We start from the raw sequence: 11,979 nt of genomic DNA on the forward strand, positions 1-11,979 counted from the left end.
GCACGATGGATGGAATAGATTTTTTGATAGAATTTTTAAATGATTATTATAAGGCAAAATTAAAAAATATTCATGATATTGCTGGTAATGTCCATTTATCTGGATATAGTGAATTATATAAAAAAGATTTATTTGTTAAGATTTTTAGTAATAAAGATATGTTTTACGCTGAACAACATGTAAATCAAGTATATTATCCTGAGATTTATCTAGATAGTGTGATTTTTGAAGATAATTATGTAGTAGTTCTTAAGGATAGACAATTAGAGGACACGGATAAGAAAAAAATCTCTAGAGAACAAGCTTATTTATATGGTAATTTATTAGCAGATTTCCATAATAAATTAACAGGAAATGTATCTGTTTATGAAGATAAAAATTCATTAGGTGAACAAATAGATACTTTAGTAAAAACGCTGCAAAACACAGAATATATAGATGATATTAATGTTGTAAATAAAATTATTAAAGAACGTCTTGAAAAAGCACAATTGGAGTATGAATTATTACCAAGAGTAGTGTTGCATGGTGACTTTAGTATTAGGAATATAAAAAAATATCAAGATCAAGTAATATTAATTGATTTTGAACGTTCTCGTATTGGAGTAGCATATCAAGATTTTGTGAAGTTCTTTTTTAATGAAGTAAAAGATTTGGATTTAAGAAATGCTTTCTTGAAGGGCTATAGAGAAAATAGACCATTTGAAATTCCTAGTGAAACTCTTCAAAGTGTATTATTATTTAAAACAGCATTAGAGATATTGAATTTTCATCTATCACATCCTGAGAAAAAATTTGGGAGAATGGCTGATGATATGTTAGTAGCTATTAGGGAAGATAAGGGCTTTTTAGAATTGTAATACGGCTACTTTATGACTGGTAATTTATATATTAATAAAAATTTGATAAGTTTACTTGCATTTATAATGAAGATAGTGCATTATTAATTTTAGTACATATTAAATAGGAGTTTTTTAATTCATGGCTAAAAGAGGTATGTTGATTGTTCTTTCTGGCCCTTCAGGTGTTGGAAAAGGAACTGTCAGAAAAGAGATATTTTCACAACCAGGTAATAAATTTCATTATTCTGTTTCTATGACAACAAGAGAAATGCGTCCTGGAGAAGTAAACGGTAAAGATTACTATTTTGTATCAAAGGAAGAATTTGAACAAGAAATTGCTGCTGGACAAATGCTAGAGTATGCACAATACGTAGATAATTATTATGGTACTCCATTGAAGTATGTTAATGAGATGCTTGATAGTGGTAAGGATGTATTTTTAGAGATTGAAGTTAAAGGTGCTATGCAAGTTAGAGAAAAGGCTCCGGATGGCTTATTTATTTTCCTTACACCACCAGATTTGATGGAGTTGAGACAGCGCATTATTAATCGAGGTACTGATGATATTGATACTATTAATAAACGTATGAAAAAAGCAGTAGATGAGATAGAAATGATGCAAAATTATGATTATGCTGTTGTAAATGACGAAGTTGAGAAGGCAGCCGAAAAAATTAAAACAATAATTAGAGCAGAACGCTGGAGAGTAAAGCGTTTCTTGCCAGACTATCGAAAACAGTTAGGAGAGTTGAATTAAAATGATTTTATACCCATCAGTAGATGATTTATTAGAACAAGTTGATTCTAGATATTCTTTAATTATGTTAGCTGCTAAGCGTGCACACGATTTAGATGCTGGTTCCCCAGAATTATTATCCAACTATGAGTCACCAAAAAATATTGGACATGCATTAGAAGAAATAGCTGCTGGTAAAGTTAAAATTAAGGAAGACTAATTATATATAATTAGTAGCTATATTAAAGCCGTAGAGATTGTTCTCCACGGCTTTTTTATAATGAAATTGTATGTCACTTGGTATAATATAGTATATGAGATTTATTCTATGATATTGATAGAAATTTGAAGGGATGAAGTCTTTATGGAGAGAAAAAATATTGCTGTATTTTTAACAGGTGGAATTGCTGTTTATAAAGCAGCAAATGTTGTTAGAGGCTTAATTAAAAAAGGATTTAAAGTAAAAGTAGCTATGAGTGAAGCTTCTCAAAAATTTATAACTCCATATACATTCCAAGCTTTAACACATGAAAAAGTCTATACTGATTTATTTGAGATAACGGATGATAACCCAATACCACATATTGAATTAGCTGATTGGGCTGATTTTGCTTTGATTATACCAGCTACAGCAAACATAATAGCAAAAATGGCTAATGGTATAGCTGATGATTTTATTACTACGACACTGTTAGCAATAGATACGCCGAAATTTGTTGTTCCAGCGATGAATGAGAAAATGTTATTGAACAATGCTACCAAAAGAAATATGCAAACTTTGATAAATGATGGTGTAAAAATAATGTCTCCAGATACAGGTATGTTAGCTGAAGGATATACTGGTAAGGGAAGATTGCCTAAAGAAGAAGAGATCATTGAGTGGATTATTAATAAAATAAATTCAAAGAAAGATTTAGTTGGTAAAAAAGTCGTTATTTCTGCTGGAAGTACAATCGAACCAATTGATCCTGTCAGGTATATATCTAACTATTCGAGTGGAAAAATGGGCTACGCTTTAGCGGAAGCAGCATTCGAACGTGGAGCAAGCGTTACATTAGTAAGTGGTCCTACTAATTTGTTGGCAACCCCAGGTGTAAAAATCAACAGAATTAAAACAACTAAAGAATTAGAAAGAAAAATGAATGAAGAATTTAAAACTGCCGATATTGCAATAATGGCAGCAGCTGTTTCTGACTATCATGTTGCTAAAGTAGCAAATAACAAGATTAAAAAAACTGGAGAAAAGTTAACATTAGAATTGGTACAAAATCCTGATATTTTAAAAGGACTGGGCTCAGTTAAGGAAAAACAAATATTAGTAGGATTTGCTGCTGAGACGAATAATTTATATGAAAATGCTCAAAATAAGTTACTTTCCAAACATGCGGACATGATTGTTGGAAATGACGTATCTAGAAAAGATATAGGATTTGGAAATGATAATAATGAAGTAACACTATTTACTTTGAAAAATAGTCCTATTAAGTTACCTAAGACTAATAAAAAAGAATTAAGTCATAAAATTTTGGATGTAATTGTTGAAAAACTTATGTCTAAGGAGTGATTTAAAATTTTAAAAAATTTTGCTGAAGTTATTGTAGATGTACCTACAATGCAAACTAATAAACCATTTACTTATAAAATACCTGAAAATTTGCAGGGACAACTAGAAAAAGGAATGAGAGTAGTAGTTCCCTTTGGAAAGGGAAACAGATTGATTCAGGGATTTATTATAAATTTTAAGTCTAGTAGTGAAAATATAGATAATATAAAAGAAATTGATAGTGTATTAGATTTAGAACCTGTATTGAATGAGGAAATGCTGGAAATTGCAGATTGGTTGTCAAAGTATACTTTTTCATTCAAAATTAGGTGTCTTCAAGTAATGCTTCCAAGTATTATGAAAGCTAAATATGAGCGAAAGTTTACTTATATTGGAGAGCAAGATGAGAAAGTTAAAGAGCTATTTTCAGGCAAATCTGATTTATTAGATAGTGATAAAAAAGTAAATTCTAGTACGATAAATAAATTATTACAGTTAAGAAAGCAAGGAAAAATAAAAGTAGACTACATTGTAAAAAATAAGGCTAAAGCAAAGTTAGTCTCAGTGATTAAGACAAAATTATCTTTACAAGAGTATGAGAATGAGTTAGGAAGTATTGCACCTAATGCCAGCAAACAAAAAAAGTTACTAAATACATTAAAAGAGTTTCCTGTGGGGTCAAAAATACGGCAAAGTGAATTGAGGAAAAAATATAATTTTACTAATGCTGATATAAAAAATGCTAGTGAAAAAGGATGGATAGATGTAATAAAAGTTGAAAAATATCGCGATCCATTTGCTAACTATAAGAGTTATTATGAAAAAAAGCATAAGCTTACACAAGAACAAAGTAAAGTTGTGAAAAAATTAGATGATGATATCGAAAACGATAAAGCGCGAGTGTCTTTGCTTCAAGGGGTAACAGGAAGTGGAAAAACAGAGGTATATTTACAAGTAATAGATACTGCTCTTAATCAAGGGAAAACAGCTATTGTATTGGTTCCTGAAATATCGTTAACACCGCAAATGGTAAAAAGATTTAGAGCTAGGTTTGGCACCAAAGTTGCAGTTTTGCATAGTGGGCTTTCTATAGGAGAAAAATACGATGAATGGAGAAGAATAGAGAGAGAAGAAGCACAGGTAGTTGTAGGAGCGCGATCTGCTATTTTTGCTCCTTTGAAAAATTTAGGAGTCATAATAGTGGATGAGGAACATGAATCTAGTTACAAGCAAGATGAAATGCCTAGATATAATGCAAAAGATGTTGCTAAATGGCGTGGAATATACCACTCATGTCCAGTTATTTTTGGGAGTGCAACCCCATCACTAGAGTCTAGAGCTAGGGCACAAAAAGGAGTATATGATTGGTTAAGATTAACTAAAAGAGTTAACAATCAAAAGCTACCTAAAGTGCAAATTATTGATATGAGAGAGGCAGTAAAAACCTCTCCAATTCCAGATTTTTCTCTTAAAATGGTTAATTCAATTCAGGAAAAATTAGATAAAAAGGAACAAATAGTGCTTCTATTAAATCGTAGAGGGTATTCGACGTTTATGATGTGTAGAGAGTGTGGTTATGTAATAAAGTGTCCTAACTGTGATATTTCTTTGACAGTTCATTTAGATAGCAGATCTTTAAAGTGTCATTATTGTGGATATGAAACGAGAATACCATATGAATGTCCTAGTTGTAGTAGCAAAAAAATAAGATATTATGGTACTGGAACACAAAAAATTGAAAAAGAGCTAAAAGGTCTATTTCCACAAGCCCGAATTTTGAGAATGGATGTAGATACAACTAGAAAAAAAGGAGCATATGAGAAACTATTAAGAACATTTGGAGATGGAAAGGCTGATATTTTACTTGGAACGCAAATGATAGCTAAAGGACTAGATTTTCCAAATGTAACTTTTGTTGGAGTTTTAAATGCAGATACATCACTTGGAATATCGGATTTTAGAGCAAGTGAGAGAACTTTTCAACTTTTAACACAAGTTAGTGGACGTGCTGGACGTGCTGATAAAGATGGAGAGGTTATTATTCAAACTTTTAATCCTGATCATTATGCTATAAAACTAGCTCAGAATCACGATTATGAAAATTTTTTCTATAAAGAAATGGAACTTAGACATAATTTAAATTATCCACCGTATTACTATACATTAAAGATAACAGTAAGTTCTAATTCAGAGTCATTGACGGCTAGAACTATTTTTAAAATAAATAATGAAGTAAGGATGAATGTCTCTAAAGGAACTATTATATTGGGTCCAACTCCACAGACGGTTACTAAAATAAATAATCGTTATTATTATCAAATTGTTATTAAATATAAAAAAGAAACAAAATTAATTAACTATTTACAAGATTTACTTCTTTCAAGTCAAAGAATTGAAAGAGAAGGTATACAAATTGTGATAGATAGAGAACCATTGAAATTTAATTAAGTTAAGGACGTGATATTATGACAAATATTGTATTTATGGGAACACCAGCTTTTGCTGCACCAATTTTAGAAGGAATTATTGAAAATGGTTATAATGTTTTAGCTGTGGTCACACAACCTGATAGACCTGTTGGAAGAAAGAGAGTACTACATGCCTCACCTGTAAAAGAAGTTGCTTTGAAGTACGGTATAAAAGTATTTCAACCGGTAAAATTAAGTGGCAGTGATGAAATGCAGGAAATAATAGACTTACAACCAGATTTAATAGTAACAGCAGCATACGGTCAATTTTTACCAACAAAATTAATTGAAAGTGCAAAAATTGCTGCAATTAATGTTCATGGATCATTATTGCCTAAATATAGAGGTGGTGCTCCTGTACAATATTCAATTATGAATGGTGATGATAAGACAGGTGTAACTATTATTTATATGGTTAAGAAAATGGATGCTGGGGATATGCTAGCTCAAGCTGAATTAAAAATAGAATCTACAGATGATACTGGAACTATTTTTGAAAAAATGAGTATTTTAGGAAGAGATGTGCTTCTAGAAACATTACCTAAAATTATTTCTGGTAATGTTGAAGCTGTAAAACAAGATGAAAATAAAGTTGTTTTTTCACCTAATATCAAACCAGAAGAAGAAATTTTACACTTAAATTTAGAAGCTAAAGAAATTGATTGGAAGACGAGAGCATTACGCCCAGCACCTGGAGCTTATTTTAAAAATTTCAAAGGAAAGAGAACGAAGTTATGGAGTATTAAACCACTTGAAGAAAAAACAGAATTCGCTCCAGGATACGTTGTGAATGTTGATAAGCATGAGCTAAAAGTATCTGCATATAATGGGACTGTTTATTCAATTATTGAATTACAACCGGCAGGTAAACAAAAAATGGATATAACTTCATATTTAAATGGGGTTGGACAAGGATTAAAAATTGGACAAAGGATAATTGAAGATGAAGAATAAGACAGTTAGATTACTAGCAGTTGAATTACTAACTAGAGTTGAAAGTCAAGGTACATATTCAAATCTAGCATTAAATAAAGTGATAGAAGAAAATAACCTTTCTGTTAAAGATACAAAATTATTAACAACAATTGTTTATGGAGTAATACAACATAAGTTAACTTTAGAATATTGGTTAGAACCATTTATTAAGAAGGCAAACAGGTTACAATTATGGGTTAAGGAATTATTATTAGTATCATTGTATCAAATGGTTTATTTAGATAAAATTCCAGACCGAGCTGTATTTAATGAATCTATTGAAATAGCAAAAATTAAGGGTCATACTGGTATTAGAAAATTTGTTACAGGTGTGTTACATTCAATCAGAAGAAATGGTTTGAGAGAAGTTAATGAAATTGATAACGATATTACAAGGTTGAGTATAGGGACTAGTACCCCTAAGTGGCTAGTGGAAGAATTAATTAAGGAATTAGGAATTACTAAAGTTGAGTCGATATTAGATACAATAAATACTTCTCCAAAGCATAGTGTAAGAATTAATACTTATAAAGTTAACAAGCAAATTTTAGTAAATGAACTAAAGAATGACGGCTATACGATTAGAGAAAGTGAAGTTACACCAGATGCATTAATAGTAGATGGAGGCTTCTTACCAAAGAGTTCAGAATTTCGAAATGGAAAGATGATAATTCAAGATGAAAGTGCAATGTTAGCTGTTGAAAGTATGGATATTCAAAAAGATGATATAGTTCTAGATGCTTGTGCTGCTCCTGGTGGTAAAACAACACAAATAGCTGAAAAATTAATGAAAGGTGAAGGCAAAGTTTGGGCTTTAGATATTCACAAACATAAGGTGAAATTGATAGAAGAAAATGCTAATAAATTAGGATTAATATCTAAAATATCAGCTAAACAATTAGATGCGAGAAAGGCGATAACGGAGTTTGATTCGGAAAAATTTGATAAAATTTTAGTAGATGCACCTTGTTCTGGATTAGGATTAATGAGAAGAAAACCAGAAGTAAAATATGAAAAAAAGCTGGCTGACTCATATAGTCTACATGATATTCAAGTTAATATTTTAGAAAAAGTAGCACCTTTATTAAAAAAAGGTGGATATTTGACTTATAGTACATGTACAATTTTAAATATTGAAAATCAAAAAGTTATTGATGATTTTCTTAAAAAGCATCCAGAGTTTGTTCAAGAAAAGACTTATACAAAAAATAAATTAAAAGATGAAAGAGATACACTTTCTTTAACCATATATCCAGATGATTACATGTCGGATGGTTTCTTTATAGCAACGCTACGTAAAAAATAGGAGTTGATGAGTATGGAGATTGCATATTTAAGTGATTTAGGAAAAATGAGAAAAAATAATGAAGACTATGTTGGAAAATTTGTCAATAAAGCTGGAGCAGTAATGGTAATTGTGGCTGATGGATTAGGTGGTCATAACGGGGGAGAAGTAGCTTCAGAAATGGCAGTATCCCATCTAGGCTATTACTTTAGTGAAACAAGTTTTTTTTCTATTTCTCAAGCAAGTACTTGGCTTTCTAAAAAAGTAGATGAAGAAAATAGTTTAATTTTAAAAAATTCTCTTCACTATAAAGATTTACGTGGTATGGGAACAACATTAGTAGTAGCTATCATATTTGAACAAGAATTTTTACTAGCACATATAGGTGACAGTAGGGGATATATTTTAGAAAAAGGAAATCTTACTAGGGTTACAGAAGATCATTCTCTAGTCAATGAATTAATAAAAGAGGGTGAATTAAGTCCAGAAGAGGCTGAGCATCATCCTAAAAAGAATATCATTACACGATCTTTAGGAATATCGGAAAATTCAGAATTAGATGAAGAATTTTTTCAAATTACTAAAAATAGCATTTTGATGTTATGTACAGATGGTTTAACTAATATGGTTGAAGATACGAAGTTAGAACGTTTATTAAATATATCTGAATCTTTACCTGATAAATGTCAAAGATTGGTTGATGAGGCTAATAGAGCAGGAGGAAATGATAATATTTCTGTATTACTTGTGTCGTTTGATGAAGAGGTGAAATATTAATGGGACCAGGATACGTTTTGAATGGTCGTTATAAGATTCGACGTGTTCTAGGTGAAGGTGGAATGGCTAATGTTTATTTAGCTGATGATTTAATTTTAAATCGACCAGTTACGGTGAAAGTTTTAAGACTAGATTTACAAAATGATCCTGCTTCTTTGAGAAGATTTCATAGAGAAGCGATGTCATTAACAGAATTAACTAATCCTAATATAGTTAACATTTATGACATTGATCAAACAGATGATGGTATGCAGTATCTAGTTATGGAATATGTAGATGGTATGGATTTAAAAGCATACATAAAGAAAAATCATAAACTTCCATACGAACGTGTAATAGAAATTATGGAACAAATCTTATCGGCTGTAGAGGATGCGCATGCACACAATATAATTCATAGAGATTTAAAGCCGAAAAATATTTTAATTGATAAGAATGGGACAGTTAAGATTACTGATTTTGGAATTGCTGTTGCAGTTGCGGAATTTACAATGACTCAGACTAATACATTAGTTGGTTCAGTACATTATATTTCACCTGAACAAGCAAGAGGAAGTATGGTAACTAAGCAATCCGATATTTATTCTTTGGGAATAATTTTGTTTGAAATGTTAACTGGTGAAGTTCCGTACCAAGGAGAGACAGCTATCTCTGTAGCTTTAAAGCATTATCGTAATGATATGCCATCTGTTCGTAATTATGATAATAATATTCCACAATCCCTAGAGAATGTCATATTGCATGCGACTGCTAAAAATTTAAATGACCGATATAAAACAGTGGCAGAAATGGCGGATGATTTAAGAACAGTTTTAGATGAAGATAGAAAAAACGAAAAAGTATGGAGACCGCAAAATTTTGTTGATGAAGAAACAAAGATATTACCTCAAATAAAAGATAGTTTTATTGACGAAAATTTAGATGAAACTAAAACTTTAATTCTCTCAGAAGATGCTATAAAAAAGAACGAAGAAACTACTAAGACTAGAGAGAAAAAACAAAAGTGGAGCAGAAAAAAAAGAGGTATTACAGTTGGGGCAATAATATTAGCTTTAATTGTTATTTCGGTTGTGATTTTTGCTTTAATTACAACTCCCAAAGTAATTACTATGCCAGATTTAAGAGGAATGACTCAAACGCAAGCTGAAAGCATTCTTGATAACAAGAAATTAGAAAAAGGTAAAGTTACGGAAAAATATTCAAATTTATATAATTATGGTCAAATAGTTAGTACTAATCCTAAGCAGGGATCAAATGTACGGCAAAAAACATCGGTAGGTTTGGTAATATCTAAGGGACCAGATAAGAAACCATTTGGCGATTATCGCGGACAAAATTATGATGATGTTAAAGAGAGACTTGAAAATCAAGGTGTACATGTTTATAAGAAGTTGAAGTATACTGATGACGTTGCTAAAGATTCAATAACATCTCAAAGTTTAAAGCCAAGTGCTGCTGTTGTTATGAGTCAAACAACCGTTACATTTACAGTTAGTAAAGGTCCCATTCATTTTAGGTTAAAAATGTTTAGTGGGATGAATAAATCTCAAATTGAAAGTTACGCTAAGCAACAGAATATAGATGTAGTTTTTCAGTACGAGGCATCTGATAAGTTTAAAAGTGGTGAAGTTGTGAGACAAGGTCCGGCACCCAATGCTATTGTTGAGAGAGGATCACAAGTAATTGTTGTGTTAGCTAAATAATAAAGTGAGGAAATATAGGATGTATTTCTCCACTTTTTTATATTAATGAGAAAGGAAGTAGGATATTTTTTGACGACAAAAGGGCGCATAAAGCAATCACTAAGTGGATATTATGATGTTTTAGCAGAAGATAAAGAGTATAGAACAAGAGCAAGAGGAAATTTTAGGAAAAAGAAAATGACACCAGTAGTTGGTGATTGGGTAGACTTTAAAATTGACGACAATGGTGATGGATATATATTAAAAATTTATCCTCGTAAGAATCAGTTGGTGAGACCGCCTATAGCTAACATAGATACAGCTATTGTTGTTTCGGCGTGCGTAGAGCCGGATTTTTCTCCAAATTTATTAGACAGACAGTTAGTAATGTTAGAAAGTAATAATGTAAGACCAGTTTTATTTTTTTCAAAAGCAGATTTGTTAAACCAAGAACAAAGAGAAAAATTTGAATCTTACTTTAATTATTATAGTAAGTATTATTCGTGCTATATTTCATTTGAAAATGAAAACAGACAAAATGTATTAAATAATTTGATGAGTGATTTAACTAATGAAATAGTGGTTGTGATGGGACAAACTGGAGCAGGTAAGTCTACTTTACTTAATGATTTAAAGCCAGATTTAAATTTAGAAACAGGTAAGATTTCTAAAGCATTAAGTAGAGGAAAACATACGACAAGAAAAGTAACTTTATTAGATATTAATGGTGTAATGATTGCTGATACACCAGGATTCTCATCATTTGAGTTATTAAATATAACAAAAGAAACATTACCATTAATGTATCCAGATTTTGTTAAATATCAAGATAATTGTAAATTTAGAGGATGCTTACATTTAAAAGAACCTAAATGTGCTGTTAAAGATGCAGTAAACAAGGGTGAAATTTTGGAAAATAGATACATTAATTATGTACAATTTCAAGATATGTTAGCTAATAAAAAGGTTAGGTATAAATGATGGACAATGAAATGACAATAAATATTTTGGTTGGTGGACCACGTGAAGAATTACCTGAAAACTTTTGGAAAAGCAGTTTTAGTGAAGATCATTGGATAGGAGCGGATAAAGGTGCAGTAGATTTGGTTAAACATCACCAATCCTTACTATTTGCAGTCGGAGACTTTGATTCTTCTAGTGAAGAAGAGATAGAATTAGTGAAGGAAAATGTACCTAAATTAATAACTTTTAAACCAGAAAAAGACTACACCGACACTGAATTATCTGTAAAGTTAGCAATAGATAAATATCATCCTAAAAAAATTACTATCTATGGAGCTACAGGTGGAAGAATAGATCACTTATTGGCTAATATAATGTTTGTTTTAAAACCAGAATTTAGATTTTATGCAGATAAAATAAAAATTATTGATAGAAGAAATATTATAAATTTCTTTTTGCCTGGTAAGTATACTATAAATAAAGAGGAAAACTTTGATTACTTGGCATTCATACCATTGGAAGAAATTAAAGATTTAAATTTATATGATGAAAAATATAAATTGAATAATGCTAATTATACTTATCCCATTGCATTAGCAAGTAATGAATTTGTAGGGGATAAAGCTAGCTTTAGTTTTAAAAGTGGACTACTTTGTGTTATTCAAAGTAAAGATTAAAAGGTTCTTTGTCAAAAAGAACTGATGCTAA

General features: G+C 30.6%; 11 protein-coding genes. All 11 read left to right on the top strand.

From position 1 onward, the window contains the following. The first annotated feature begins 5 nt into the window (after window positions 1–5). The 11 genes from FC55_RS03140 to FC55_RS03190 all read left to right on the top strand — a co-directional run bounded on the left by FC55_RS03140 (window position 6) and on the right by FC55_RS03190 (window position 11,948). Window positions 6–860 carry a phosphotransferase gene (locus tag FC55_RS03140; RefSeq protein WP_035149704.1) on the top strand — a complete coding sequence of 285 codons (855 nt, stop codon included), beginning with the start codon at window positions 6–8 and terminating at the stop codon, window positions 858–860. Window positions 861–981: 121 nt separating this feature from the next. Next, window positions 982–1,599, top strand: coding sequence for a guanylate kinase (gene gmk, locus FC55_RS03145; RefSeq protein WP_003699957.1), 618 nt, complete (start codon window positions 982–984; stop codon window positions 1,597–1,599). 1 nt (window position 1,600) lies between these two features. Continuing rightward, the gene (gene rpoZ / locus FC55_RS03150; protein ID WP_003699958.1) at window positions 1,601–1,798 is read left to right on the top strand and encodes a DNA-directed RNA polymerase subunit omega; all 198 of its coding nucleotides are present in this window, start codon (window positions 1,601–1,603) and stop codon (window positions 1,796–1,798) included. Window positions 1,799–1,942: 144 nt separating this feature from the next. Then, window positions 1,943–3,142 (top strand): bifunctional phosphopantothenoylcysteine decarboxylase/phosphopantothenate--cysteine ligase CoaBC, encoded by a 1,200-nt coding sequence (gene coaBC, locus FC55_RS03155; protein WP_003699960.1) that lies wholly within the window; start codon window positions 1,943–1,945, stop codon window positions 3,140–3,142. A 6-nt stretch (window positions 3,143–3,148) separates the two neighbouring features. Further along, window positions 3,149–5,569 (top strand): primosomal protein N', encoded by a 2,421-nt coding sequence (gene priA / locus FC55_RS03160; RefSeq protein WP_258413366.1) that lies wholly within the window; start codon window positions 3,149–3,151, stop codon window positions 5,567–5,569. A gap of 17 nt (window positions 5,570–5,586) precedes the next feature. Beyond that, window positions 5,587–6,543, top strand: coding sequence for a methionyl-tRNA formyltransferase (gene fmt, locus FC55_RS03165; RefSeq protein WP_003699963.1), 957 nt, complete (start codon window positions 5,587–5,589; stop codon window positions 6,541–6,543). Further along, the gene (rsmB, locus tag FC55_RS03170; protein WP_003699964.1) at window positions 6,533–7,870 is read left to right on the top strand and encodes a 16S rRNA (cytosine(967)-C(5))-methyltransferase RsmB; all 1,338 of its coding nucleotides are present in this window, start codon (window positions 6,533–6,535) and stop codon (window positions 7,868–7,870) included. Before fmt ends, rsmB begins: the two co-directional genes overlap by 11 nt. Before the next feature lie 12 nt (window positions 7,871–7,882). After that, a complete protein-coding gene (locus tag FC55_RS03175) occupies window positions 7,883–8,626 on the top strand; it encodes a Stp1/IreP family PP2C-type Ser/Thr phosphatase (protein ID WP_003705984.1) in 744 nt (247 codons plus the stop codon). Continuing rightward, window positions 8,626–10,329 (top strand): Stk1 family PASTA domain-containing Ser/Thr kinase, encoded by a 1,704-nt coding sequence (gene pknB / locus FC55_RS03180; protein ID WP_003699966.1) that lies wholly within the window; start codon window positions 8,626–8,628, stop codon window positions 10,327–10,329. Before FC55_RS03175 ends, pknB begins: the two co-directional genes overlap by 1 nt. Window positions 10,330–10,374: 45 nt before the next feature. Then, window positions 10,375–11,289 carry a ribosome small subunit-dependent GTPase A gene (rsgA, locus tag FC55_RS03185; RefSeq protein WP_003699968.1) on the top strand — a complete coding sequence of 305 codons (915 nt, stop codon included), beginning with the start codon at window positions 10,375–10,377 and terminating at the stop codon, window positions 11,287–11,289. Then, window positions 11,286–11,948, top strand: coding sequence for a thiamine diphosphokinase (locus tag FC55_RS03190; protein ID WP_003699969.1), 663 nt, complete (start codon window positions 11,286–11,288; stop codon window positions 11,946–11,948). Before rsgA ends, FC55_RS03190 begins: the two co-directional genes overlap by 4 nt. Window positions 11,949–11,979 lie beyond the last annotated feature (31 nt).

Origin of the sequence: Ligilactobacillus salivarius DSM 20555 = ATCC 11741, assembly GCF_001435955.1 — a bacterium.
Lineage (GTDB): Bacteria > Bacillota > Bacilli > Lactobacillales > Lactobacillaceae > Ligilactobacillus > Ligilactobacillus salivarius.